Origin of the sequence: Flavobacterium artemisiae (assembly GCF_042678225.1) — a bacterium.
Lineage (GTDB): Bacteria > Bacteroidota > Bacteroidia > Flavobacteriales > Flavobacteriaceae > Flavobacterium > Flavobacterium artemisiae.
On sequence record NZ_JBHUDZ010000018.1, the window covers coordinates 471,662 to 498,557 of the forward strand.

Sequence of the window (26,896 nt, forward strand, 5' to 3'; positions counted from 1 at the left end):
AATCTCTAAAAATAAACCCCATGAAAAAATTTACCCTGCTATCTATGATCATAATTCTGATCTCACTTTTAAATTATGGTTGTGAGCATCTTTGCGAAGATGAAAATTCTTCACAATCCCATGTAGAAGCCTCACTGCATAAAACAGATACACTAAATCTTTCAAAAATAGATTAACCCTACTCATTAAAAATTATGTCATGGAAAATTCAAAAATAAACCCAACTCAAAACTGCAACAGTTCTAATTTAAGAATGTTTCACGGAGAAGATAATGAAATGATCTGCTTAAAAATTTGTAAAGGTGATTGGGGTGACTGGGATGATACTCCTGAAAACACCATTCAAAACACGAATATTGACGCTGACAATACTAGTATGGATATCAATTCAGATAACATTTAAACACTACATCAGGGTTTCCTTTTATAAATACATTGTAGTTGAGATCTTTCTTAATCATACATAAAAAAACAGTCTACAAACGTAAACTGTTTAAATAGACTGCGAATGGATAAATATTTACTTTCCAATAGTTACTATTTTAGAGCGAACCTGCCTTTACAAAAGTCTGCCAGCCGCGCATGGTTTCGATAAAGCGTTCGCTGAGTCCGCCCTGACGAAGATAATCGGCCGCGACAGGCAATTGCGGACTGTCGTACATAGGATTTGCTTGTACCTGGAGCGGAAAATCTCGCTGTAAAATAGCGGCGCGGGCAATAAGTACAAAATCACAGCCTTCATCGAGAAGTTCGCCGGCACGCTGGGCACTCATAATTTTTCCTGCTGCACCTAAGCGCACACCTTTACGAGGCAGTTCAGTAAAAATGCTGAGCATGGTTTTGCCTTTAAAGGTGCCATCTCTAACAATCTGCGCAGAATCCCATAAAGCCAAATCGAGATAATCGATTAATTCACGGTCAAAAATGTCTGCCGTTACTTCACGAAGTTCTTCCAGAAGCAGTCCGAAACGTTCAATAGACAATCGCCAGCCAATTTGGAAATCGGGACCACAGGCTTTACGAATACCTTCGATTACTTCCAGAGTAAAACGAGCACGATTTTCAAGACTTCCGCCGTATTTATCGGTACGATCGTTTAAATTGGGCGACATAAATTCGGAAAGAATCCATCCGAAAGCACCATGAACCGAAATTCCGTCAAACCCTGCCAGCTGCGCTCTTTTTGCTGCAGCGATAAAACTTTCGCGAATGCGTTCAACTTCTTCGGTTGTAATGGCTTTTAATCCTTCTATTGTTTTACCCGATGCAGGAGACACTATTCCTCCTATATCCGGTTTTGCACGGTGTCCGGCATGATGTAATTGTACTGCAGACAAAGCACCTCCATCTCGAATAGCAGACGCCATTTTGGCTAATCCAGGCAGATGATCATCGCTATGAATACCTAACTGACGCTCAAAAGCGATTCCTCCTTTTTCTACGGTTGAAGCACTGGTTTGGATTAATCCGTAGCCGCCTTCTGCCAATTGTTCCATCCAATATTGGTCATAAATAGAAGCTGTACCGTCAAATTCACTTTGCTGGCTTGTTAAAGGTGCCAGCATAAAACGGTTTCTCATGGCAGGTCCATGCAGTAATGTAAGCGGTTTAAATAAATCAGAAACAGACATATTATTTAGTATTTAGTTCAACTTTTATAATCATTAATCGATGCAAAGTTGTACAGATAACCGCTTTCTAAAAATGGATCTTTTTTACTTTCTCATGGACGTTTTTAAACCAAAACAGCTTTATAAAAATTCTCCATCATAAAGTAAATTTCCTCCATTCTCCAGCAGACATTACCGCCTGATCTTTGCGGTGTTAATAAAATTTAATCAAAATGAAAAAAACAGCTATTATTATTCTATCTGATCCAAAAGCAGGTTCAGAAGAGGCTTTAGGACGTGTATTCAATGCTTTAGCATCAGCATACGAATTCAAACACGAAGGTGAAGATGTAAAAATTATATTTCAGGGTGCAGGTATCAGATGGCCTGAACAGCTAGAGAAACCTGAACATCCTGTTTATGCTCTTTATAAAGAAGTAAAAGATCATGTTCACGGTCTTTCTAAAGGATGTGTTGCCGTATTTGGCACCGAAGTATCTGGTTATGAATTATTAAACGATAATGAAGTTCCTGGAACTCCTGGTCTGCCAAGTTTTGTAAACCTTAAAAAAGAAGGTTACGAAATTTTGATTTTCTAACACCACTCTTAACTGTCCTCTTATTTCCAGAGAGGACAGTTTTTGTTTTTTTAAGTACATTAGCGAAACCGTCAAAGATAAACCGCATCAAAACACATAAAATTATGCAGAAAGATTTTCAACAATATATGCATCAATGTCTGGATCTTGCCAAAATTGCTCTTGAAGCGGGAAATCCGCCTGTGGGAGCTATTATTGTTTTAGATGGAAAAGTAATTGGCACAGGCATAGAATCTGGAAGATCAACAGGCGATATTACCAATCACGCCGAAATAATGGCTGTTCGCGATGCTTTGAAAAACGGTTACTCAGACCAGCTGCATGTAACAAAAATGTATACGACGCACGAACCTTGTATTATGTGTTCGTACATGATTCGTCATCATAAAATTTCTGAAATCATTTACGGGACAAGCGTGCCTTACGTAGGCGGTTTTACTTCAAAATATAATGTCTTGGAAGCAGAAAATGTTCCGAAATGGGGAAACAGACCAAAGGTGACCAAAGATGTCTGTGTGGATGAATGTAATGCACTTAATTCTCAGTTTTTAGAATTAATACAAAAAGACCAATAATTATGTTATCACAATCTGTTTATACACTTGTCAATCAGCAAAATGGAAACCTGTCATTCAAAGTCTTTGAGTTTGATAACAGCAGTTATTTTGATCATATTCAGCGCAATAATTTCTTTACAATTATCATTATTAACTCAGGCGAAGGATTGGCGAAAGTTGATCTCAGCGAATATTCGTTTAGAGAGAATACATTATTTGCATTTTATCCTTATCAGCCGTTTATGCTGGCATCAGAAGGACCAATGACGGGAATTTCGGTTCAGTTTCATCATGATTTTTTCTGTATTTACAGACACCATAAAGAGATTGCTTCAAACGGAATTTTATTTAATAATGTCTATCAGCAGCCTTTTATTCTTTTGGATCAAAACAATAAGCTGACACTGATGAATATTGTTCGGGAAATTGTCAATGAATTAAAAATGGAGGCTTTACGAAAAGATGAAGTTTTGGTTTCTTATTTAAAGATTTTTTTAGTGCTCGCTACGCGAATTAAACTCGAACAGCAGTCTGTAAAAGAAATAAGTGGAAATGATAAACAGCTTTTCATCATTCAAAATTTAAGAAATGCTATAGAAGACCATTTCAGAACCAAACATTCTGCCAGTGAATATGCCGATATGCTTCATGTAACACCGGTTGTTCTGGCACGCGCTGCAAAAAATCATTTCAACATGACTCTTTCTGATTTAATAACGGAAAGAATTATTGTGGAAGCCAAAAGGGAACTTTATCTTACTGACAAAACAGTTAAAGAAATTGCTTATGAACTGGGTTATGATGATGAATATTATTTCAGCAGAGTTTTTAAAGGTAAAACCGATATATCGCCGCAGTCATATAGAGAAACTATAGGTTTTAACAGAGGAGCAGTTTCGTAAATTATTTAATTTTATTAAAAAATAGACAACTATAAACTAGTTGTCTATTTTTTTGTCTTTTATATTAAATGAAAAACTTATAAATATATCAGAACTCTTCAATCATCGAATTTTTATTTATTTTTCGCAATTCGAAATCCAAATCCATCATTTCGTGTCCCTTTTGGTGATTGGTATCTGACTTCAGGCATATGAATTCCATATTCCAATGGTCTTCCGTTTTTGTCTTGTGTTTCGTAAAACCAACTAACACCTTTTGAAATTTTATATTGTCCTTCTGTAGGCCCTTGAGGATTTCTTTTACTAACCAAACTATCCTTTTGGGGATTGTACCAATCAAAAACCCATTCGCCAACATTCCCAGTCATGTCATATATGCCAAGTTCATTTGGTTTAAGAAGTCCTATTTTATGAAATGTGTCGTTTGAGTTTTCTTTGACCCAGCCAACTTCAATTGGATTATTACTGCCGCTATATTTATATCTTTTTGTTTTCATTCCACCTTTTGCCGCATATTCCCATTCTGCTTCTGTTGGAAGCCTTCCTCCTGCCCATTTTGCAAATTCATGTGCTTCGTCCCAAGTTGCAAGCATCGGATTTTCGTCTATCCACTTGTAATAAACTTTAATTTCATGCGCATTTTCAATAGGTGGATCAGGCATTTTTCTGCCTGTTTCTTCACAAAATTCTTTAAATTGTTTAACCGTTATTTCATATTTACTAATGTAAAAATCATCAAGTTCAACTACTCTATGCGGACTAGTAAATCCGTTTATAGAGTCGCCTTTCGGACTTACGACAATCTGGTTTTTGCCTTGTTCAAAAGTACCGCCTTCCACAAAAATCCATTCAATTTTTCCTTCACTTTTCTTGCAAGAATTGAGAAATAAAAATCCAATTAAAAATATAAATGTTCTTAAAGTCATTTAAATTATAGTGTTTATTAAATTACTGTCAGCTCATATATAACCTAACAAAAGTTCGCAATTATTACTCAGCAGCCGCCTTTTTGAGGGGCACGTTTATAAATTACCTTATTATTTCGTTCTACATAGTCTCCAGATATAATTGGGTATAAATACTTGGGCGCGTGAGATACACCATGACTTTTTATTATTATTGTGTCGTTAACTTTCAAGCTTTTTAATTGCTCAAATTCATTGCTGCCCGACTTTTCCAATCCAAAACTTAGTATATAATCATCATGATTAATCTTTACCATAATTCCAAAACCTAATCTTGACCCTGGCGGAAGAGAAAGAGAGGTTACAACTCCCTTCATATCGTCATAATCATCTATAGCTTTTCTTATTTTAGCTTCACTAGCATACACTTTTTTGCCTTCGGGAGATGCTTCCCAATTTTTAAACATTATGCCATCAGGAGTAGCCTCCCATTTTTTTCGTTGCACTTTCTTTTCAGCAGTTGAAAGATTTTGGACTACTTCTTTTTTAGGAATTTCATTTTTAATTTCACGATTAGCAAATACCAATCCGCTTACCACCACCAAGGATAAGATTAGCGCATAAATGATTTTTTTCATACTTTTTACAGCTTTAATTAATAAAATAGTTTACTTTCTTTTTAAAGTTTATGCAGCAAAATTACTTTGATAAATTTCGGCTCGAGGGATAAAAATTGTAAATAAAAATGTAAACTTTGTAAATAAATTATTGACAATATGCATCTTAGTAGAAATCTGATCTCTAGAAAACGTAAATATCTATTTGTATTGACATTTGTCTTGTTTTCCGCTATAATTTACGCAGCCTTCCGTACGGAAGATCGTGACGGCTTTGACTTTGCCAAAAGAGAAATTTTACTTCGAAAAATCGGACATGAATTGCTTTTACAATCAGGTGACAGTACATCAAGAGTACTCCCTGTAAAAAAAATTTCAGAAAATGAATATCAGATTAGGTTTGAGAATGATTTTAGTTTTCAACCCGATTCATTGGTCAATATTACAAATCGTTTATTAGTCAAAGACTCGTTCGCAAGTTCTTATATCGTTAACGTTCTGAATTGTGGCAACTCTAGTGTTGCTTATGGATATGTTATATCCAAAAATAAAAAAGATGATATTGTAGCCTGTTTAGGAAGAAAACAGCCCAAAGCCTGTTACATGATTAATATTAAATTCAAATCAACAGAAATAATTACCACAGACAGCAAATATCTTTTGGGAAGTTTGTCCATTTTAGCATTTGTCGGGTTTATTTTTCTGAAATCTGTTAAGCCACGAAAAGAAATACCTGATAGTCAAAATACTGGCATTTATTCTTTAGGATCAGTGTTGTTCGATGCAAATAATCGAAAGCTCATTATAAATGGAAATACAATAGACCTCACTGGAACAGAAACCCGTGTGTTGCTTATTTTTGCTTCTTCTCCAAACGAAATAATAGCGAGAAGCCGCCTCCAAAAAGAGATATGGGAAGATGATGGTGTTATTGTAGGCCGTAGTTTAGATATGTTTATATCTAAGCTTAGAAAGAAACTAGAATCGGATTCAAATATTAATATTGTCGTTGTACGCAGCAAAGGATATAAACTTGAAATTAACTAGAAGAAAATATTATCAGCTGAAAAAATCTTTAATTACAATAAAACATATTAAGTAAGCTATTAAGAATTTACATTCTTATCCAAACAAAAAAAGATTTCCTATGAAAAAAATCAGAATATTTCTTTGTTTACTCCTTCTCGCATCTATTAATTGCACTTCACAGACATTAAATGATACTATTGCCCTTATTAATAAAGCAATGGCGATTTATCTACCAGAAAATCCGGGTTCGCAGTTATCGATAAAGAAAAATGGAAAAATCATTTTCTCAAAAGCTTACGGAATGGCCGATTTAGAACATAATGTTCCTTTAACCTTGACCTCTAAAATTGAAGCTGGTTCTGTTTCCAAACAATTTACTGCAGCTGCAATTTTATTGCTGGAGCAACAGGGAAAACTTGCTTTAAATGATGATGTTAGAAAGTATATTCCAGAACTTCCTGATTATGGAAGCATTATCACTCTGGAACAAATGATGCACCACACGAGCGGCATAAAAGATTGGGGATCTATTGCTGGTCTTACCGGCTGGGGAAGAACTACAAAGACTTTTACAAATGATGATGCTTTAGAAATAATCACATCACAAAAAAACTTAAACAATAAACCAGGAGCCGAATTTATATACAGTAATTCTAATTATACCTTATTTGCCATTATTGTAGAACGAGTTAGCGACTTAAGTCTTGCAGCATTTACTAAGCAAAATATATTTATTCCGGCAGGAATGATACATACAGAATGGAGAGACAACCGTAATCGAATCGTAAAAGAAAGAGCTATAGCTTATGATCTTGAAAAAGAGGAATATCAAACTAATATGCCAAATGAAAATGCATATGGCAACGGAGGTTTACTAACAACTACAGAAGATTTATTAAAATGGAATGACTTTTATCAATCGGGTAAATTTGGAACTCCTTCTCTATTTTCCAAACAATGCAAAACTGAAAAGTTTACTAATGGTAAAATGAATAATTACGCCGCGGGTTTGTTTGTTTTAAAGTACAAGGGCTATGAACAAATTATGCACGATGGAGCTACAGCAAGCTACAGGGCTTATTTAGAAACATTTCCAGAATTAAATCTTTCAATTGCGTTCTTAAGCAATACCTCGCAGTTTGATAATAGTAAAAACCGCTTAGACAACATTTTGAGAAATATTTTCATTTCTGAAAAAGAAAAAACGGAAGAAAAAGAAAAAACAATAAACGCAGCTGCAACAATTTTAAACACGTATACCGGCTGGTATAAAAATGACAGAACTGGTGCGGGATCTGAGATAGAAGTGCAAGACGGGAAACTTTTTTTTAACAAACTTCCGTTTGAAGCAACATCCGAAAATAGATTTATAAATGGTTCAAGAACAATTGAAATAAATCAGAAAAAAGGTCTTTTAAATTATATTACGAATACCGACATTATTCCATTTTCAAGAGTTCAAACCGCAGTATATTCTAACTTAGATTCTTTTACTGGGAAGTATTTTTCTGCCGAAACCAATTCGACATTACTAATTTTTCAGAAAGAAGGAAAACTATTCTTGCAATTAAAGCCACAGAATGAATATCAATTAGCTCCAACTTACCAAGATGCTTTTAATATTATGGATTACGGCGGGAATCTTTATTTTTTAAAAGACAAAAAGAATAAAATTAGCACATTGAAAGTGAGTCTGTCCAGAGCCAGAAATATAGAATTCGTTAAATTACCGTAACGTTTATTATTCAAAAAACATCATTTTTTACTGACTTTTAAGCATCAGATTATATTTTAACTTATTTCTCATTTTTATCCGAATTCATTAAGATCATTTGATATTTTATGAGTAAATTGGTAGTATGAGAACAAATCCCGATGTATTGATAATTGGCGGAGGCCTTGCTGGTCTTGCGGGCGCACTGCATCTATCTAAGAAAGGGCTTCAAGTTACTCTCATCGAAAAATCGGCCTATCCTCGCCACAAAGTCTGCGGTGAATATATCTCAAATGAAATTCTACCTTATCTGCAATGGCTTGGTCTGGATATTTCTGAACTGCAACCTACAACTATTTCAAATTTCGAATTTTCTGCGCAAAATGGAAAAACGGCCAAAACAAAACTTCCGTTAGGCGGTTTCGGAATCAGTCGTTTTGCTCTTGATCATTTTTTATATGAAAAAGCATTACAAAATGGATGTGTTGTTATTACAGAAAATGTAAATGACGTTTCTTTTGAGAATGATTTTTTTACCGTAAAAACTTCACAACAAGTTTTAACTTCCAAAATTGTGCTTGGCGCTTACGGAAAAAGGTCAAATATCGATCAGGTTTTAGATCGAAATTTTATTGCTAAAAAATCTCCCTGGTTAGCCGTAAAAGGACATTATTATGGTCAGTTTGATAATAGTCTTGTAGCGCTTCATAATTTTCAGGGTGGTTACTGCGGCGTATCGGTTGTGGAGAAAAACATCATAAACATCTGTTATTTGGCCGATTACGAGACTTTCAAAAAATACAAAAACATAGACGATTACCAAAAAGCAGTTGTTTACAAAAACAAAAATCTGAAAGCTGTTTTTGAAAACGCCTCTCCTATTTTTGATAAACCGCTTACAATCAGTCAGATTTCATTTGATAAAAAAAATCCTGTAGAAAATCATATTTTAATGATTGGAGATACCGCTGGACTTATACATCCTATGTGCGGAAACGGAATGGCAATGGCAGTACACAGCGCAAAAATAGCATCAGAACTGGTTTTGGATTTTTACAGCGGTAAAATAACATCACACACTTTATTAGAAAAAAAATACAAACAAGAATGGGAAAAGCATTTTAGCAGGCGTTTGTTTATGGGCAGAATTTTAGCCAAAGCACTGACACATAAAACGTTTACACATTTAATGACAGCTGCTGCGGCATCAATGCCATTTTTACTTTCAACAATAATCAAACAGACTCACGGCAGTCCTATAACAATCAACTCATGAGTCTGAATACCGAATATAGAACACAAGAATCGGAGATAATGGATGATTTTACGCTCGAAGGCGAAGAATTAATCGATACATTAGATCAAATAGCCAAAATCAATCAACTTCTTGGAGGCAATAAACTAACACTTAGCGGATTAAAAAAACTATTATTAAAAACAAATACTTCAACAGCTTTAACCATTGCAGACATCGGCTGCGGAAACGGTGATATGCTGCGAATGCTGGCGAGGTTTGGTAAAAAAAACGATTATAATTTTACCTTAATCGGTATAGATGCTAATGCGTTTACAATACAATATGCCGAGGATCTTTCTGCAGCATTTGAAAATATCGAATATAAATGTCTGGATATTTTTAGTCTAGAATTTAGTTCCTTGAAATACGATATCGCATTGTGCACCTTAACCCTGCACCATTTTACAAACAGCGAGATTGAAAATGTGCTGACGCAGATTTACAACAACGCCTCAACAGGAATCGTAGTAAATGATTTACATCGAAGTAAAACGGCTTATAGATTATTTCAATTAATATGCAGTGTTTTCGGCCTCAATGAAATGTCTCGAAAAGATGGACTTGTTTCTATTTTAAGAGGCTTCAAAAAAAATGAACTGGAGCAATTCTCTAAAAAACTAAATTTTAAAAACTATACCATAAACTGGAAATGGGCTTTTCGCTACCAGTGGATAATCAAGAAAATATGAGCGTAAACATAGTTACAGCTGTTAAACAGCTTCCACAATATTCACGAGAAACAAAAGATATTCTTCCTTTTTTAGACGTATGGCTCGAAGGTCAGGAAGAACGTTTTATTAAAAAGGTAAAAAAAATATTTGAAGGCGCCGCAGTAGACAAACGGTATTCTATAATGGAACCAACAGAAGTTTTTACTGCAACGTCTTTTGAAGAAAAAAATGATATTTACAGCCGTGAAATGATCGTTTTAGGTCATCAGGTTTTAGAAAAAGCACTCGAAAAAACAGGCTGGGATCCGCAGAGTCTTGATTATATTATTACGGTAAGCTGTACAGGTATCATGATACCGTCTTTAGATGCTTATCTAATCAATAAAATGAAACTGCGTCAGGATATTGTGCGTCTTCCCGTAACAGAAATGGGCTGTGCTGCTGGGATATCGGGAATTATATACGCAAAGAATTTTCTGAAATCAAATCCCGGAAAACGTGTTGCTGTAATTGCTGTCGAATCGCCTACTGCTACATTTCAGCTCAATGATTTCTCAATGCCGAATATTGTAAGTGCTGCAATTTTTGGTGATGGCGCGGCTTGCTGTCTGCTTTCTTCACATGAAGACGATAACGGTCCAGAAATCCTAGACGAACAAATGTATCATTTTTATGATGCCGAACATATGATGGGTTTTAAACTTACCAACAACGGTCTGCAAATGGTTTTGGATATAGAAGTGCCAGATACTATTGCAAGTCATTTTGGTGACATTATTCATCCGTTTTTAAAACAAAACAATCTGGAAATAAAAGATATAGATCATTTGATATTTCATCCCGGCGGAAAAAAAATCGTTAATACTGTCGAAGCACTTTTTTCGGGATTAGAAAAGAATATCGATGATACAAAAGAAATTCTTAGACAATATGGCAATATGTCGAGCGCTACCGTGTTGTATGTTTTAGAGAGCATTATGAATCGAAATCCTGAAAAAGGAGAAAAAGGATTAATGCTGAGTTTTGGTCCCGGATTTTCGGCACAGCGAATTTTATTACAATGGTAATATTTTAAAATTATGGAATTAACCGATATCATAAAACAACTTCCGTACAGCGAACCTTTTTTGTTTGTAGACGAACTGCTTCATGCCGATGAAAATGGTGTGAAAGGAACATTTACCTTCAAAAAAGAACTCGATTTTTACAAAGGCCATTTTAAGGATAATCCTGTTACGCCAGGTGTTATTTTAACTGAAACGATGGCTCAGATCGGAATGGTTTCTCTTGGCATTTATCTATTAAACAATGACATTAAAAAAGATACCGTAATCGCTTTTACTTCTGCAGATATGGAATTTTTAAAACCTGTTTATCCAAATGAAAAAGTGACCGTGACTTCGCAGAAAATTTTCTTTCGTTTCGGAAAACTAAAATGCAGCGCTGTAATGACCAATGAAGCCGGACAAGAAGTCTGCAGAGGCATTCTGGCGGGAATGATAACTCAAAAATTATGAAAAAACGAATCGTAATAACAGGTCTTGGCGTAGCGGCTCCAAATGGTGTCGGAATTCCGGCATTTATGAATGCGATTAAGAATGGAGTTTCAGGAATTCGTCATAATCCATTGCTCGAACAATTACAATTTTCGTGTCAAATCAGCGGTGAACCTGAAATCTCGGATGAATTGAAGGCGCAGTATTTTACCGAACTCGAACTTCGTGGTTTTAATAGTTCTGGTATTTTGTATGGTGTTATTGCTGGCATAGAAGCTTGGAAAAATGCAGGTTTGCTTTTTAATGAAACCCCAGATTGGGACAGCGGTGCCGTTTTTGGTTCGGGTACATCGGGTATTGATAAATTTCGAGAAAGTATCTACAAAATTGATGAACTGCAAACACGAAGACTTGGCAGTACGGTTGTAGCACAAACCATGAACAGTGGCGTAAGTGCTTATCTTGGCGGTAAAATTGGTTTAGGAAATCAAGTAACAACCAATTCATCTGCGTGTACAACGGGCACAGAAGCAATTTTAATGGCCTATGACCGAATACAATCGGGACAGGCAAAACGAATTCTTGCCGGAAGCACCTCAGACAGCGGTCCGTATATCTGGGCAGGATTTGACACGCTTCGAGTCTGTCCATCAAAATATAATGAAGCTCCAACAGAAGGCTCTAGACCAATGAGTGCTTCGGCTGCGGGATTTGTTCCTGGAAGCGGTGCTGGCGCAATGGTTGTTGAAGATTTAGAAAGTGCTTTAGAACGAAATGCAGTAATTTATGCCGAAATATTGGGCGGAAACGTTAATTCTGGCGGACAGCGTGACGGTGGCAGCATGACAGCACCAAACAGCATTGCGGTTCAAAAATGCATCGAAAATGCTATTATCAATGCTGGAATTACTGCAAACGATATTGACGCCATAAACGGACATCTTACTGCAACCACCAAAGACAGTCTCGAAATTGAAAACTGGACAAAAGCATTAGACCGAAACGGTGCTGATTTTCCGTATATCAACTCTTTAAAAAGCCTTACGGGTCATTGTTTAAGTGCCTCTGGAAGTATAGAAAGTGTTGCCGCTGTATTGCAGCTTCACGAAGGTTTTTTGTTCGGAAATAACAACTGCTCCGACCTTCATCATGAAATTACTGCACTTATAGATCCTTCAAAAGTGCTTTTGAACACTATAAACAGTAATCCAAAAATAATTGCCAAAGCTAGTTTTGGTTTTGGCGATGTAAATGCATGTGTACTCTTTAAAAAATTTGAAAACTAAAATGGATAGAAAAGAACTTACCGAGAAATTAAAAAACATTATAAAACCTTATGCTGCAGACACAGATGCCTACGAAAATCTGTCTGAAGAAACCGATTTTATTAATGATTTAAAAATTAACTCTGCCAATCTTGTTGATATTGTTTTGGATATCGAAGAACAATTTGACGTTGTAATTGACAATGCTGATATGGAACGTATGCTAGACGTTAAAACGGCAGTAGAAATCATAGAAACAAAACTAGCGGCCAAATGATCGGCAATGATGTCATAGATCTTCAACAGTCACGCGTAGAAAGTAATTGGCGGCGTAAAGGTTTTATTGAAAAACTGTTTACTGATGCTGAACAGCGTCTTATAAAAGAGCATCATGATCCCGAAATCATGATCTGGCTGTTGTGGAGCATGAAAGAAGCGGCTTATAAAATCTATAACCGTCAGACCAAAATACGGGAATATATCCCGAAGAAACTAGTATGCTCAATCAACACATTAAATGATTTTGAAGCACAAGGTTTCGTGATTTGCAATGGAAATAAATATTACACCAAAACACAAATTTCGCCCGAAAGCATTCACACTACAGCCGTAACCAATATTGAAAATCTTGACAACATTATTGAAGTAGAAAAAAAGCGAATCGTAAAAAACGAAAATGACATTCCCTATCTGGTTATTTCTTCTAATACTTTAAAAGACGTTTCCATAAGTCATCACGGACGTTTTGAACATATCATTACAATCTCAGAAAATCAATAAAAAATCCGGCACCAAACGTGCCGGATTTGCATTTTTTTCATTTATAAAAGCACAAACTGCTCTCTATTTAAGACAGTCCCAATCGCCGTTAGCGCAGATTTATAATCTGTGCTCGCAAAGTATATCAAATAGCTATTTTCGACTGTAAATGACCTTTTTTATTTTCGTTTCCTAAAATATTTAGGAACATAGAATAACAGAAAAATTACTAGAATTATAAATACAATTTCCATTTTTGAGATTTAATTTGATTTCAAGTAAAATTAAATTTTTAAATCAGTTTATGCTATCCAATGAGGATTAAAAAAAAGAAAATCTAATTTTTTTTATGTTTCGTTGCAGCAATATATCTTCGATCGCGCGGATTTGTAATCTGTGCCTGCAAAGTATATTTTACTAAATGTTATTCCGCTACAGCGTTAATCTGGTTCTTTTCCTTAATTTTCGCTACTCCCCTTTCTTTTATTAATGCTGCTGCATCTAGCATTTTCATTAAATGTATATAAGGCGTCGTTAGATCGGGGTCGGAATCTACGCTGTGTGGTGATAATGAAAACTCAAGCATTAGATATAGAAATAAGTGAAATTCTTCCAGCGTTTTTACTTCAAATGCTTTTTGGAATACAATAAACGGATTCTGGTATTCTTCTTTCGTTAAGGAAGAAAGATTAAAAGCCGTTTCAAAAGTAGAAGATACTTAAAGACCGTGTTATTTTACGGCATAAATCATTTATAATATTTAATGAAATGAATTATTTCTTCTCCGAAATTAAACTCTTCAAAGTCTTGTTCATCTTCTGAGTAAAGTAGAATTTTATCTCCCATTTCATTCAGATAAACTAATCCATCATCACCTACTGAAATATCTATAACATCGCGACAATTATCATTTTTTCTAACTCTTGTTATTGTTTTAGATTCAACTATATTAAAGTTTTTTATTTTGACAACCTCAAATACAGTATCTCGTCTGCTTAAATCCAGATAAGCGCATAAGAGTTTTAAATCGCTACCACTCTCAATGTAATCCATTGAAGTGGAAATAGATTCTTTTAAATGATGAATATTCAAAATTTGAAAATCGTTTTTTATTAAACGAATAAGCAAAAAAACTCCAGTTCCATCAATGGATCCCCTGAGTAAAATTAATTCTTCATCATGATGGTTAATTACTTGAAGATCAATATTTTGTAATTCGTACAAAAAAGAGAATTCTTCATCTGAATCTAACAATTGTAGCCATTCATTAATTTCCTTAAAATTCCTAACACTAGTTCTTATAGATTCAATAGTTACTATTGGGATAAATTGAAAATCTTCTGCTACTTGATAGACAAGACTATTGTTGCTATTAAGGAAGTTACGTTTGATTCCAACAAAACTATTTTTGTAGGGAGTCAACTTAAGGTAGAATTCCATATAATAACTCTTAAATTGGCAAAAATTATTAAAAATCAACATTTTTACTCCTATTTGTATTGTGGTGACAATTTCTCCTTCATTGTTAATTTTACAAAAAACATCATTTATCCTCTCTTTTTCAGATGCATGGTAAAAAAAATTAGCAATTAAATCTTTTTCAGGATTCCAATAAAAGCAATCTCGAGCATTGACACCAACAATTATAGTTGATTCTAGAGTTCTGACGACTTGAATAGCAGATACTTTTAATTGCTTATCTAGCGGTAATTTAGCATATACTTGATTTAAATTTTTAGGGTTTCTGAGTGTTAACTCACTGGAAGTTACAACTAAAATAAACTTTTTAGGTAAATTTCTAATAATAGCAGCCTTCGGTTTTTCAATATAAAGCTCATTTACATCAAACTCCAAATATCTTTTCAATGAGTTAATGATTCTTGTAAGGTTTTCAAATAGATATCTATCCGAACTATACTTTTTAATTAAATCTAACTTCAACGCCATTGAAACTTTTATTTCTCTAATAAATACAGAAAGATGTCCTGAAAAATAAGCATCATGAATAGGACACCAATTCAATAGTTTTAGATCCATTAAAACATCTTTTGGAATTTTATCTAAACAACTATAGGCTAATAAGCCAGTATGAATAAACCGTAAATGATCGAGATTTTCTGGTGTCCATGAATCTTTAAGCCAATCATTAACAATTTCCTTTAATTCAGATAAATCAAAAATTGACTGAATAATATTTTGGCTGAAAGTAAACTTCTCTCTTTTGTCAATTATAGTGTCATTATAATCTTCAAGTGCTTTATTAAATAAGATTACCTTTTCTGACTCTATCCAATAATATTCTTTATCATAAACATCTTCGATAATTGAATTAAGCTTTACATTTTTTTGTCCATCTAATATTAATTCTCTTAAACTCGCCAATTCTTCCATTATACTCTCTATTTCCAATTGTTTTGAGCCAACGCACGTCATACCACAAAACAATTTGCACCATTCATCTCCAAAAAAATTACGCACTATGATAGGATGTTTTTTTAGAATCCTATTGATTTGGACACTATCCCATTTGATCAAGTCTATTTTATCCTTTTTTAGATCAGACTTAAGTTTATTGAATTTATCTTGTAGTCCAGTTGAGTTTAACTCTAAACTTGTACACAAGAAAAACTTGTCACTTTTTGAATACCATTCTCCATTCTTAAATTCTTGAACAATTTCATCAAGTTTTCCTGGAGATATTACTTGATATCTTTTACATTGAAAGCATTCATATTTATTGGAATCTTTGAAAGCAAAAATGTCAATCCCCTCCTGTTTACTACCTGAAACGCCATAAATTTCACAATTATCAATTGAGTGGTATACTTCAACCAACCTAAGGCAAAGTCTTTCAAAATCAACCCATGATAATTTTTCTATAGGTAATTCACTAATTTTTGTATCTGCAGGCGGAAAAATTTTGGATTCTGGACTAGTTAATAAATATGATTTATCTTTTACTTTTTTACTCATTACTTTCTTTTATTGCGCCTTATGTTGTAAAGCTTACTTTTAAGTATTACAAAAAACACAAAGCTATCTTAATTTTTCAGATACAATATTTAATATATGGTTCCCTCTTGCATTAGCTTCTCGCTCGTGAATTTAAGGCACAATTGAGATAATATAGATTTGCTTCATTTTCTACCAAAATCAGCTGGAATTTCACCCCAAGCTTTTGTTTCCCATTTCAATATTTCATTACTATATTCATTTGATCTTAACCATTTTTCTGCACGTTTCATAAGTTCAAAAACTTCTTTATTATTTTCTGTTTCTTGAATATTACTTCGTGAAGTTTTATCCTTAATCCAACTTATTGCTATTCTGCTATCAGAATAAATAGGACGTATATCGTTGCTTTTTTTCATATGCGCTAATGCGTGTACTAGAGCTAAAAATTCACCCATATTATTTGAGGCATCTTTAAAAGGACCTTGTTTAAAAATTATCTTTTTGGTTTCAGTTTCAACTCCTTGATATTCCATTAAACCTGGATTGCCACTGCATGCGGCGTCTACAGAGATGCTATTTAGAATAGGTTCACCTATCAATTCTAATTCTTCTTTAGACAACTCCGATTCAAAAATTTTCTTTCCTTTATAGTCGTCATATTCTTCAGAATATGCTTGCCGTGCTAATTCTAAAGTTTGAAAAGATTTATATTTTGCACTTGCAAAACCATGAACACTTTCCTTGCATTCATCCCAACTTTCGAATATTCCAATTTTTCTCCCTTCCCAAACTACGTAAAACTTCTTGCCTGCCATATTTTCAACTCTTCAAAATTTTGTAATAAATTAAGATAATACTAGTTTACTTATTCTATGTCTTTTTGATCAATAAACAATGCCAAACTTATAGTACCGCTTTCATTTTCTTTTACGGTTTTCCATAAATTGAAGTCATTAAATAACTTGCAAAATAATTTTTAAATGAATAATTAAATAGAGTATAAATACCTATTTTAATTTTAAAGAGTACGAAATATCCCCGATAGCCCGGATTTGTAACCCGATAGCGCGGATTTATAATCCGTTAGCGCAGATTTCAAATCTGCCCTATCGTTGCGGAAATATATCTATGTAATCGGGTATCTGATATTCATATATTATATATTGTTTAAATGCATATTTTTTTTTTTGGGAATTACTGTTCCTTAAGGTAATGCTCGACTAGGCATTATTGTTGGAGAATTCATTAGTTCTGGATTTTAGATTTTTATTCCGTTTAATGGAGGAGTTAACAGGAAATCTCTCCATGCTATTAGAATTTCTTTGAATTCTTGAAGAGGAACTAAATCAACAATGTTTTCAACATTGTCGTCCATTATTTGAACTCCAAATGGTGTTAGGAAGGCTACTTCATAATTACTACTAACATCCGGATCGTCAATTGAACTGAAATTACCATTAATTGTTATATTAGTCATATCAACGAAATTATTTAAAGTTTCAATATTTTTTATTGATTGGATATGCCCAATACCACCAGTAGCAATTTTATAAATTCGACCATCAATAATTTTATTAATAAATTTTATTTTTTTGTTTTCTATTGCATTCATAATTATCTTGTAAAAATTTGATATATACTTATTATCTCATTTGTCCCGATCGCGCGGATTTGTGATTCGTGCCCGCAAAGTATTTCCTTTGCTGGCGCGAGCGCCCCGCTCGTGCACACACAGAAGATTAATTTCTATTTTCAAGTTAACTATTCAATTTTTTGTAGAACAAGAAATACTTTACGTTCACGAGCGGGACGCTTGCGCTAGCGGGGGTTAAAATCAACTTTTTAATTTAGCAACATATTGACTTTCCGTTAAATTGAAATCATTAGGTTCCAGTACCAAAGTAACTGTTATATTATTCAAGGTAATTAAATAGTATATATCTGATGTTGGCCATCTTTTATATTGCAGTGGATTGGCTTTTATTGCAGTAAATGCCTGACCAATTATGGTTTTATAATAATCCCCTGCATGACATTGTTCTTTAAAATTCTTTAGCTCTATTAAAAAATCTCTCAAGCCTAAAGTAGGCACTTCGTATCTTTCTACTTTGTCAAAGTCTCCGTACCGAGATATTGTAGTATCGGAAGATACATAAAATAAATCTGTACCCCAATTCAAATAATCTAACTGTCCTGCAATAACCGCATTTAATTCGCGTAAAGTTTCTGTTATATGGTTTAAACTCATATCTGATAAAGCTGATGCCTGACTTAAACCTGAAGTACTTACTCCAATCATTACGGCTCTATTTATTGAATATTTTGTTACGAGTATCTGATATTCATATATCATAATATATTGTTTATACTTTTCGTTCACGATCGGACGATCGCGCCTGCGTTGGGGTTAAAATTCTCTTTCTAATTGAGTAATATATTGGCTTTGTGTTAAATTGAAATCATTAGATTCTAATTTTAGACTAAAAATTATATTATTCAAGGTAATTAAAAAATCAGTATCTGACGTTGTCCATCTTTTGTATTTTAATGGTTTGGCTTTTATTGCAGTAAAGGCTTCACCAACTATAACTTTATAATGATCGCCTGCAAGACATTGTTCTTTGAATTTCTTAAGTTCTACTAAAAAATCTCTCAAGCCTATCGTAGATACTTCATATCTTTCTACTTTGTCAAAATCTCCATATCGAGACACTGTTGCTTCAGAAAATACATAAAACAAATCTGTACCCCAATCTAAATACTCTAGACTACCCGAAATAACTGCATTTAATTCATTTAGTGTCTTTGTAATCTCGTTTATTGACATTTCAGATAAAGATGATACTTGATCTAAATCTGAAGTACCAACTCCAATCATTACATATCTTTCCGTGTAGTATCTTGTTACTGTTAATTGGTATTCATACGACATACTGGATCTTTTTATTATTTACAATTTTTTTCCATGTTTAGTACACGAGAAAGACTACTTTCGAATTCTTATCCCTTGTTCTTGTAATTTAATAATTCGCGAGTTTCCGGCATATCTTTTCCTTTAGAAGAACAAAAATCTATCAAATCATATTCTATTATACGCTGAATACTTTCTGCTTTATCTGAAATAGATTTAATTCTATCTAACAATTCCTCTTTTATGTTCCCAGCATTGAAATCTTCTTCGTTTCCAATGATAAGTTTGTGAACTAACCAATTCCTTTGCTCTAAAAAAGCATTTAATTCATTTTGCAATGACAAATTATATAGTTCCTCCCTAATTGCAATTCCAATAGCCTTGCCTAAAGTATACCTCTGGTTTTTCTTTAAAAATTCATCCGCCCGTTCTTTTGTTTCTGCAGGATTCATTTTAAGAGTAATTGAATGACTCAAAGCTTGTTCAACCATTTGGGTTTTAAATACAGCTTCTCCAATTAAACAATACAAATTGATTTCAATATTGTTGGCTGGTATTTTTGTAACATTCTTTTCCATATGCTTTTCGTTTTAATAAAATTCATCTAACTTGTATATAATTCTATTAATCAAAGATAATTCCCTTAATACGCAATCTTTTTGCGCAGTGAAAAGATTATTCAATTTTTCTTGAATTTTATTTGCCTACTTCTGCTGGCACAAGCGTCTCTGGTAAACGTCAGCTATTTTTAATATTTAACTAGCAGTAATTTTAAATTTTTCTATATTATATTTAGCAAAAAAAAAGTCATTATATGCGCCAAACTTATCTTATTTCTTTTCTATTCTTTTTAGTAGTAAACACTTTCTATCCACAGAGTAATGATTTATCTGTTTCAGACTTTAGAGGAAAAGTCAAGACCTTAATAACTTACTTAAATGATGAAAGAGAAAAAAGCATTTCTTATAATGAAGATGGAAATATAACAGATTATGTTGGACATGACCCGATAGCGCGGATTTGTAATCCGTGCCCGCAAAGTATATCTTAACAGATTAAAAAAAGAAAATCAAGTTTTATTAATATTGAAACGGGCACGGAAAGAATTTCCGCGCTATAATTGAACATATCACCAGCCGAATCGTTAGCGCGGATTTGCAATCCGTGCCCGCAAAGTATAGCAAACATAACAGTAAGTATTTCAAAATAAACACAATAGAATTACATCTAAATCATTTTCCAATCCCGCATAATTCCTTGCTGAACTAAAATAATAATCTTCAGCCGCACTAACAGTTTTATCTTTTACTGGATTATTGTGAATGTATTCTACTTTTTGCTTAATAAATTTATTGCTGTAAATAAGTTCTGCATGATAACCGTTTTGCCAAACTTTATAAGTCTGATTCTTTTTTAAATGCTCACATGCCTTTTGAAAATATTCGAGCATCCATTCTCTTCTGCTTTCGGGTTCATCGATTATAGTCTTTATTATTTTTTTGGATGTAAATTTTTTAAAATCTCTAATAATATCTGATAATACAAAACTATTCGTCCCTTTGCAGAGCAAATGGATATGACTGCTCATAATACAATAAGCATAAATTTCTAAGCCTTTATTTTCTTGACAATATTTTAAAGCATTTATTAAAATGTTTTTCTGATTTAATCTAGTAAATATATCGATCCAGCCGACAGCTGTTATAGTTATAAAATAGGCTTCATCAGTTGTTGTTGCTTTGTACTTTGTAGACATGTTTTTTCTACAAAAATAAAAATACAAAGAAAAATCTTATATTTATTTTGCAAAATATTAAAAAATACTTTGCGGGCACAGATTGTAAATCCGCGCTATCGTTGTGGACAATATTGAAGAAATTCTTTGTGGGCACAGATTACAAATCTGCGCTATCATTGCGGTTAAGAATACTGAAGAAATACTTTGCGGGCACAGATTGTAAATCTGCGCTATCGTTGCGGAAGAATATTGAAGAAATTACTTTGTGGGCACAGATTGCAAATCTGCACTATCGTTGCGAATTTTGTTTTAAACATTCACCAATTCCAATACCACTATTACCAGTAAAAGTGAAATACCCACAAAAATAAAACCCAAAGAAGTCCAATATAACTTCAAATTAATGTAATCTTTAAAATATTCTGAATTATTATCTCTTTTAATTCCTACTTTCGGCTTGCCTTTACCTTTATATCTAGTGATATATATAGCAGCGCCTATGACTATCATTGCCAATAGTATTAAAATTATTTGTGCCATTGTTATTTTTTTATTTAGTTTTATTTGTTGCGGGCAGTAATTCCGAATAAATTTCTTTATCCGATCGCGTAGATTTGTTAATCTGTACCCGCAAAGTATTTCTAAACAGATTTAAAAAGAAAATTCAGCTTTATATAGGAACGGGCACGGAAAAAATTTCCGCGCAATCGTTGCAGATTATCTACATTTTTGCAAGACAAATTTAAATGCATTACCAATAGATTCGAAAAGTTTGAAAAACGAATTAATAAATAATTCTACAAAAACTCTTCGGAAAGCAGGAGAAACGAGCTAAGAATTAGAATTTAAGTGGACTGGATGAAAAATCCGAAAAATTTGAAATCAATGATGAAGGTTCTACATATTTTGTATTCTTACTGATTTTTCCATCTTTGATGACATAAGGATGAGTAAGCAATATATCTGAAAGTGTATTAGAACTGAAACTATTTACATCATACATACAAATGAGTGATACAGCGTGTTTTGGAGTGAGTAGATTTAGGCTGGCTTCGTATTCTAAAAGTTCATCGGTTCCTGGTAGATTTTTAAGAGCCCAAACCATATCGCCGCAAGCTCTTACGCTTTCATAACCGGCTCTTGATGCTGATAATAAATTCTGTTCAAGCATTTGATACATTCTTTCAGCAGCAAATTTGCCATCTTTTACGTAAGTATTTTCAGAAGCCAATACTTCTAGTTGACCACTCGCTAGTTTTTCAGCAATAGATATTCCATTCTCAGCCAAACATCGGCAATGTTCACCATGACGGTTTACTTCAAGGATGTTAATGACTTTGTCATTTGCTTGCAAACCTTCCAAAATATAAGCAACGATTACCTCATATTGTTGTTCTTTAGAATCGAAAAATCCGCAAATGTGCATTGGAGCTGATAATGATTCTCCGCATACGTTAAAAGATGTTTGTGTGTTCATAAATCAAATGTACACAATTAATTTCGGCAATATGCTTTATCTGTCAAAACTTGCGATATAATTACCCTGCTTATATCCTGCCAAAAATCTATCGCTGATAACAAAAAGTTCAGGTAAATTTCAACAATAAAATTGTAAATAATACTATAGAAAAAAAGATGAACACCAATGAAGTGTATTTTAGTTGTTTTTGATATTCTTCAGAACCTCTTCTTTCTAATAAGTTATTATAATAAGAACTAGTCCATTTAAAGTTTAATAAAAACTTATAAAATTCAAGTCTTTTTAATTCTCTTTTTTGAAATTTTGCGGGATTAATAAAAACATACAATCCAAAAATCAAGGCGGATAAAGCTAAAATAAAAGTAACTAAATCTTCCATATATTAAAGCGATTATTCTTTAGTTTAAAAACCTTATAAAACACAAAAATAATTGTTCTCTACGCTCTTTTAAAGTATAACTATTCTTTTTTTAATTTTACGTTCTATTTCAGGTAACAATTTATCATTTAAAAGATTATTCATGCTTTCATCAAAATTGGGAAAATTTGGAGGACTAAGTATATTTTTCTTTTTTACATTGCTAATATTCCCAACATTAAAATCTGAAACTCCTTCATTCGTTTCTAAATTTATAAAATCATTATTCAAAAATATATTTGTTCTTTTATCTCCATTGAAAGCTCCCGCTTTTTCAAATTCTATTCCAAAATACCCATCAACAATAAGTAAATAGTCCAAATTATATTTCACTTTTATTTTTTTTAAATCGTCGATTACATAATCGCGTTTTGTCCAAACAAAAATTGGGTTACTTGCTTTACTAACTGTATCTTTTATTTGAATAATTTCAACATTTAATGGAGCTAAATTTTTTAAATAGGCATTCATTATTCTTTCAATCGGGTTTCCTTTTCCAGTTTCTAAAAATTTATAAGCACCTTTAAACATATCATTTTTGTCTACGGTTGAAACTTCAACCGTATTAGACATTACTTGTCTGGTTATTCTGTATGGGCCATTAATATTAAAAAGCACACCTAGTTTTTTCTTTTCAGGGTTTTGCGAATAGCTAAAATTAAAAAGTACAGTTATACATACAACTAGAAAGATATTTCTTTGCTTCATTTTTTTATTTAATTAAATTTTAATTGGGGTGCACGAATAATTTAGGAAAACCTATTTATTTTTAGTTTTAAAAACCTTATAAAACACAAAAAGAATCACTAGCCAAACCGGAATTAATTCTACAGATAACTCCGTATTCGTCATCCACATAATAGCTAAAATACCCAATAAAAAGGCAAAACAAATGTAATTGCTTACGGGATAAAATATAGAAGCAAATTTTGTTTTTGTGTTTTCTCTGTCTTTTGCACGTCTAAATTGCAGATGGGTATACGAAATCATAACCCAGTTTATAACCAAGCAAGAAACTACTAAAGACATTAAAATACCAAAAGCTTCTTCGGGCATTATTTTGTTTATTAAAATACAGATCGCAGCAAAACAGGACGAAATTAAAATAGCATTAACTGGTACCGAATGTTTGTTGAGCTTCTTCAAAAAACTAGGCGCACTGCCTTGATCTGCTAAACCAAATAACATACGTGAGTTACTGTAAACACTACTGTTATAAACCGATAAAGCGGCAGTTAATACAATTAAATTAAGCACATTGGCAATAAGCTTTGTAAAAAAGATTTTCTGTCCAAATAACGTAAACTCCATTCCGTTTAAGTTTTGAAAAACCATTACAAACGGACTGCTGTCTGTCGTAATTTGTCTCCACGGTGATAAAGCAAATAAAATAACCAACGCTCCCACATAAAATATAAGGATTCTATAAATAACCTGATTGGTTGCTTTTGGAATGTTTTTTTCTGGATTTTCGGCTTCTGCAGCGGTAATTCCAATTAGTTCTAAACCGCCAAAAGAAAACATAATCAAAGCCATTGCAGACAATAAACCTTGGAAATTTCCATTTGCCGTTTTCTCAAAGAAACCTTTTGGAAAAAATCCTCCATCGTTATACAAGTTATGAATCGTCGCATGCTCTCCTCCTGTTCCGCTTAATAACAAATAAGTTCCAAAAAGAATCATGGCAATAATAGCAACCACTTTTATAATCGAAAACCAAAATTCGGTTTCTCCGTACACTTTTACAGAGGCAAAATTCAAAGCATTAATAACCAGGAAGAAAAATAAACTGGATGTCCAAAGCGGAATTTCGGGCCACCAAAACTGTACATACACTCCAATGGCGGTAAGTTCTGCCATGCTCACGAGGATATACAAAATCCAATAATTCCAACCTGAGGCAAAACCCGCAAACGAACCGCAATATTTATAAGCAAAATAGCTGAAACTTCCTGAGACAGGTTCTTCGACCACCATTTCGCCCAATTGTCTCATTATAAAAAAAGCAATAATTCCGGCAATTGCATATCCTAAAATTACAGAAGGCCCTGCTAATACAGCCGCTGGACCAATGCCAAGGAAAAGTCCTGTTCCTATAGAACCGCCTAAGGCAATTAACTGAATGTGTCGGTTAGTAAGTCCGCGTTTAAGCTGATTCTCTGCTGCAGCATCTTGATTTTTTTCCACAGATTAGGTTTTTAGGAGTTAAATGTATTTGGAAATGTATAAAAAGCGAAGATAAGTTAAAAAAGGAATCGTACAAAGCTTGTTTTAGTGCATCTGTCAGAATCACGTATAAAAATTCAAGTTTTAAAAGTAATGCGCCTATTTCTTTTCTGGAATCTACCAGACATTGGTAAAACAAACAAGTCCACACCCGAAAAGGCATGGACTTGTTTGCCTATATCAAAAATTTATTCACTTCATTACATCTGTTGTTTTATTACCTTCCTCCGCCGGTGCTTCCTCCTATTTTAGTCACCATAGAGGTCAATGTAAAACTGGACGATAATACCGGATCGCTAAACGTTCCTCCTAAGTACAATCCGTTAAATTCTGTTGCATTGGCTACACTAGAAACTGTAACCAGTTTATAGGTTTTACCCGAACTGAATTTACTGCCCGATAATAGCAAAGTTGTAAAACTTGCAGGTGATTTAAAAGTCATTACCTCTGCGTTATCAGGATCTAATACACTGTATATAGTTCCCGCATTTCCACTTCCCAAAATAGCAGAAGCTTGAGTAGATACGCTTGCAGTCGGCGAACTGGTTGCTCCTCCTGCTCCAACTAACAATCCACCCGTAATTTTGAAAGTATTGCTGTCACAATCAAAACCTTCTTCTGGACTCTTAGCTCCTATCGCAAAGGTTTTTCCACCAGTTACAGTAAGTGTTCCGTTAGAATCGATTCCATCATTTGTCGTACTGTAGGAGACAATTGTACCGCCATTAATATAAATTGCTTTGCCTGCATTTATTCCGTCATCTACAGCTTTAATATTAATAGTTCCGTCATTTATGGTCAGCGTGCTTTTACTCTCTATTCCTTCTCCTCCTGTACCTGTTGTGGTAATAGTAATCGTTCCGCCATTGATCACCAAGTACGGGTCTATTGTAGTATCAGTATCGTATGACGCTGTTATCCCGTCATCTGCGGCAGTAATTGTAATTGTTCCCGCGTTGATTACGATTGGTCCTTCTTCTGCTTCGATGCCGTCGCTCGATGCATTGATGTTCAGCGTACCGCCATCGATATAAACACCATCATTGGTATGAATACCGTCTGAAACCGCTTTGGTAATCGTAATTGTACCGCTTTGTACACGAACATAATCGTCTGCTGCTATACCGTGTTTATTGTTTGCCGTAATATTCAGAGACCCCGTACCTGACAAAATAAGCTGTCCTTCACTAAAAAAAGTTCCTTTTTGGTCTTCTGTAGATGTTGCATAAGTGGCACCATCTTCTAAAGTGTTTGTACCGCTTAGTACAATAAAAGCGCGTTTACCTGACTGAATATTAATGGCAGGTCCATCGTTGTTTTTAATCGATACTCCGTTCAGCGTTAGTTTATATTTTTTATCACTGTAAATTTTGAGCATTCCGTCTGTGGTTGAACCCGTTATTTCATACGCAACTTCGGCAACAGTAGAAGTTACGATAACATCTGATCCAGAAATGGCAACAGTTACGCCGGTTACAGCATTTTCGACTGTCGCGGTTGTTCCGTTAAATGTGATTTTAACTGTAGAAGAAAAAGTTGAATTGGCCAGTATATCATCTGCATTCGCTCCAGTCTCTGCCGATCCTTCTGCTGTTCCTTTTGCCGTCGCTGCGCTGATTGTTACGACATCAGATGTAACGACCGTTTCGTCATCATCACTATCATTGTCCTTTGAACATGAAATCATCACAAGGCCTAAAAGCAGGCAGGAATAAAAATATCTTTTTGTTTTCATACTATTGGGTGT

At 33.8% G+C, this 26,896-nt stretch carries 29 protein-coding genes; 14 read left to right on the forward strand and 15 right to left on the reverse strand.

What is annotated here, in order from left to right; translation table 11 throughout:
- Positions 1–20: 20 nt before the first annotated feature.
- Together ACFSC2_RS21890 and ACFSC2_RS21895 are read left to right on the forward strand one after the other, a co-directional pair.
- Positions 21–176 carry a hypothetical protein gene (locus tag ACFSC2_RS21890; protein ID WP_379813226.1) on the forward strand — a complete coding sequence of 52 codons (156 nt, stop codon included), beginning with the start codon at positions 21–23 and terminating at the stop codon, positions 174–176.
- Between the two features lie 23 nt (positions 177–199).
- The gene (locus ACFSC2_RS21895) at positions 200–403 is read left to right on the forward strand and encodes a hypothetical protein (RefSeq protein ID WP_379813227.1); all 204 of its coding nucleotides are present in this window, start codon (positions 200–202) and stop codon (positions 401–403) included.
- A gap of 139 nt (positions 404–542) precedes the next feature.
- Here the strand turns inward: ACFSC2_RS21895 and ACFSC2_RS21900 are convergent, their stop codons facing one another.
- A complete protein-coding gene (locus ACFSC2_RS21900) occupies positions 543–1,631 on the reverse strand; it encodes an NADH:flavin oxidoreductase (protein ID WP_379813228.1) in 1,089 nt (362 codons plus the stop codon).
- Between the two features lie 212 nt (positions 1,632–1,843).
- On the opposite strand from ACFSC2_RS21900, the gene ACFSC2_RS21905 reads away from it, so the two are divergent.
- From ACFSC2_RS21905 to ACFSC2_RS21915, 3 genes are all read left to right on the forward strand, one after another.
- Positions 1,844–2,209 carry a DsrE family protein gene (locus tag ACFSC2_RS21905; protein ID WP_379813229.1) on the forward strand — a complete coding sequence of 122 codons (366 nt, stop codon included), beginning with the start codon at positions 1,844–1,846 and terminating at the stop codon, positions 2,207–2,209.
- Between the two features lie 104 nt (positions 2,210–2,313).
- Positions 2,314–2,784, forward strand: a complete 471-nt coding sequence (locus ACFSC2_RS21910) for a nucleoside deaminase (protein ID WP_379813230.1) — start codon at positions 2,314–2,316, stop codon at positions 2,782–2,784.
- Between the two features lie 2 nt (positions 2,785–2,786).
- Positions 2,787–3,668: a helix-turn-helix domain-containing protein gene (locus ACFSC2_RS21915; RefSeq protein WP_379813231.1), complete on the forward strand. Its 882-nt coding sequence runs from the start codon at positions 2,787–2,789 to the stop codon at positions 3,666–3,668.
- A 113-nt stretch (positions 3,669–3,781) separates the two neighbouring features.
- Here the strand turns inward: ACFSC2_RS21915 and ACFSC2_RS21920 are convergent, their stop codons facing one another.
- Together ACFSC2_RS21920 and ACFSC2_RS21925 are read right to left on the reverse strand one after the other, a co-directional pair.
- A complete protein-coding gene (locus ACFSC2_RS21920) occupies positions 3,782–4,594 on the reverse strand; it encodes a formylglycine-generating enzyme family protein (protein ID WP_379813232.1) in 813 nt (270 codons plus the stop codon).
- A gap of 68 nt (positions 4,595–4,662) precedes the next feature.
- Positions 4,663–5,211, reverse strand: a complete 549-nt coding sequence (locus tag ACFSC2_RS21925) for a hypothetical protein (protein WP_379813233.1) — start codon at positions 5,209–5,211, stop codon at positions 4,663–4,665.
- Positions 5,212–5,349: 138 nt separating this feature from the next.
- Between ACFSC2_RS21925 and ACFSC2_RS21930 the strand changes: the two genes are divergently transcribed.
- The 9 genes from ACFSC2_RS21930 to ACFSC2_RS21970 all read left to right on the forward strand — a co-directional run bounded on the left by ACFSC2_RS21930 (position 5,350) and on the right by ACFSC2_RS21970 (position 13,442).
- Positions 5,350–6,237, forward strand: a complete 888-nt coding sequence (locus tag ACFSC2_RS21930) for a winged helix-turn-helix domain-containing protein (RefSeq protein WP_379813234.1) — start codon at positions 5,350–5,352, stop codon at positions 6,235–6,237.
- A 100-nt stretch (positions 6,238–6,337) separates the two neighbouring features.
- Positions 6,338–7,954, forward strand: a complete 1,617-nt coding sequence (locus ACFSC2_RS21935; RefSeq protein ID WP_379813235.1) for a serine hydrolase domain-containing protein — start codon at positions 6,338–6,340, stop codon at positions 7,952–7,954.
- Positions 7,955–8,078: 124 nt separating this feature from the next.
- Positions 8,079–9,209, forward strand: coding sequence for an NAD(P)/FAD-dependent oxidoreductase (locus tag ACFSC2_RS21940; protein WP_379813236.1), 1,131 nt, complete (start codon positions 8,079–8,081; stop codon positions 9,207–9,209).
- Positions 9,206–9,919 carry a methyltransferase domain-containing protein gene (locus ACFSC2_RS21945; RefSeq protein ID WP_379813237.1) on the forward strand — a complete coding sequence of 238 codons (714 nt, stop codon included), beginning with the start codon at positions 9,206–9,208 and terminating at the stop codon, positions 9,917–9,919. Before ACFSC2_RS21940 ends, ACFSC2_RS21945 begins: the two co-directional genes overlap by 4 nt.
- Positions 9,916–10,968 (forward strand): type III polyketide synthase, encoded by a 1,053-nt coding sequence (locus tag ACFSC2_RS21950; RefSeq protein ID WP_379813238.1) that lies wholly within the window; start codon positions 9,916–9,918, stop codon positions 10,966–10,968. The genes ACFSC2_RS21945 and ACFSC2_RS21950 overlap by 4 nt, the downstream gene beginning before the upstream one ends.
- Positions 10,969–10,980: 12 nt before the next feature.
- On the forward strand, positions 10,981–11,418 hold the full coding sequence (locus ACFSC2_RS21955; protein WP_379813239.1) for a 3-hydroxyacyl-ACP dehydratase FabZ family protein: 438 nt from the start codon (positions 10,981–10,983) through the stop codon (positions 11,416–11,418).
- Positions 11,415–12,683, forward strand: a complete 1,269-nt coding sequence (locus ACFSC2_RS21960) for a beta-ketoacyl-[acyl-carrier-protein] synthase family protein (protein WP_379813240.1) — start codon at positions 11,415–11,417, stop codon at positions 12,681–12,683. Before ACFSC2_RS21955 ends, ACFSC2_RS21960 begins: the two co-directional genes overlap by 4 nt.
- Before the next feature lies 1 nt (position 12,684).
- A complete protein-coding gene (locus tag ACFSC2_RS21965; RefSeq protein ID WP_379813241.1) occupies positions 12,685–12,939 on the forward strand; it encodes an acyl carrier protein in 255 nt (84 codons plus the stop codon).
- Entirely contained in the window at positions 12,936–13,442 is a 507-nt protein-coding gene (locus ACFSC2_RS21970) for a 4'-phosphopantetheinyl transferase superfamily protein (protein ID WP_379813242.1), read from the forward strand. Before ACFSC2_RS21965 ends, ACFSC2_RS21970 begins: the two co-directional genes overlap by 4 nt.
- A 726-nt stretch (positions 13,443–14,168) precedes the next feature.
- Here the strand turns inward: ACFSC2_RS21970 and ACFSC2_RS21975 are convergent.
- The 12 genes from ACFSC2_RS21975 to ACFSC2_RS22030 all read right to left on the reverse strand — a co-directional run bounded on the left by ACFSC2_RS21975 (position 14,169) and on the right by ACFSC2_RS22030 (position 26,884).
- Complete coding sequence (locus ACFSC2_RS21975; RefSeq protein ID WP_379813243.1) at positions 14,169–16,394, reverse strand: restriction endonuclease; 2,226 nt, start codon at positions 16,392–16,394, stop codon at positions 14,169–14,171.
- Between the two features lie 164 nt (positions 16,395–16,558).
- Positions 16,559–17,191 (reverse strand): ribonuclease H1 domain-containing protein, encoded by a 633-nt coding sequence (locus tag ACFSC2_RS21980; RefSeq protein WP_379813244.1) that lies wholly within the window; start codon positions 17,189–17,191, stop codon positions 16,559–16,561.
- Positions 17,192–17,634: 443 nt separating this feature from the next.
- Positions 17,635–17,988, reverse strand: coding sequence for a hypothetical protein (locus ACFSC2_RS21985; RefSeq protein WP_379813245.1), 354 nt, complete (start codon positions 17,986–17,988; stop codon positions 17,635–17,637).
- A gap of 222 nt (positions 17,989–18,210) precedes the next feature.
- Entirely contained in the window at positions 18,211–18,675 is a 465-nt protein-coding gene (locus tag ACFSC2_RS21990) for a hypothetical protein (protein WP_379813246.1), read from the reverse strand.
- 108 nt (positions 18,676–18,783) lie between these two features.
- A complete protein-coding gene (locus tag ACFSC2_RS21995; protein WP_379813247.1) occupies positions 18,784–19,308 on the reverse strand; it encodes a hypothetical protein in 525 nt (174 codons plus the stop codon).
- 68 nt (positions 19,309–19,376) lie between these two features.
- On the reverse strand, positions 19,377–19,865 hold the full coding sequence (locus tag ACFSC2_RS22000; RefSeq protein WP_379813248.1) for a hypothetical protein: 489 nt from the start codon (positions 19,863–19,865) through the stop codon (positions 19,377–19,379).
- 623 nt (positions 19,866–20,488) lie between these two features.
- Positions 20,489–21,043: an REP-associated tyrosine transposase gene (locus ACFSC2_RS22005; protein WP_379813249.1), complete on the reverse strand. Its 555-nt coding sequence runs from the start codon at positions 21,041–21,043 to the stop codon at positions 20,489–20,491.
- Positions 21,044–21,334: 291 nt separating this feature from the next.
- On the reverse strand, positions 21,335–21,565 hold the full coding sequence (locus ACFSC2_RS22010) for a hypothetical protein (protein WP_379813250.1): 231 nt from the start codon (positions 21,563–21,565) through the stop codon (positions 21,335–21,337).
- Between the two features lie 298 nt (positions 21,566–21,863).
- Positions 21,864–22,502 (reverse strand): MEDS domain-containing protein, encoded by a 639-nt coding sequence (locus tag ACFSC2_RS22015; protein ID WP_379813251.1) that lies wholly within the window; start codon positions 22,500–22,502, stop codon positions 21,864–21,866.
- Between the two features lie 451 nt (positions 22,503–22,953).
- Positions 22,954–23,631: a hypothetical protein gene (locus ACFSC2_RS22020; RefSeq protein WP_379813252.1), complete on the reverse strand. Its 678-nt coding sequence runs from the start codon at positions 23,629–23,631 to the stop codon at positions 22,954–22,956.
- A gap of 51 nt (positions 23,632–23,682) precedes the next feature.
- Positions 23,683–25,110: an amino acid permease gene (locus ACFSC2_RS22025; protein ID WP_379813253.1), complete on the reverse strand. Its 1,428-nt coding sequence runs from the start codon at positions 25,108–25,110 to the stop codon at positions 23,683–23,685.
- A gap of 256 nt (positions 25,111–25,366) precedes the next feature.
- Positions 25,367–26,884 carry a carbohydrate-binding domain-containing protein gene (locus ACFSC2_RS22030; protein ID WP_379813254.1) on the reverse strand — a complete coding sequence of 506 codons (1,518 nt, stop codon included), beginning with the start codon at positions 26,882–26,884 and terminating at the stop codon, positions 25,367–25,369.
- Between the last annotated feature and the right edge of the window lie 12 nt (positions 26,885–26,896).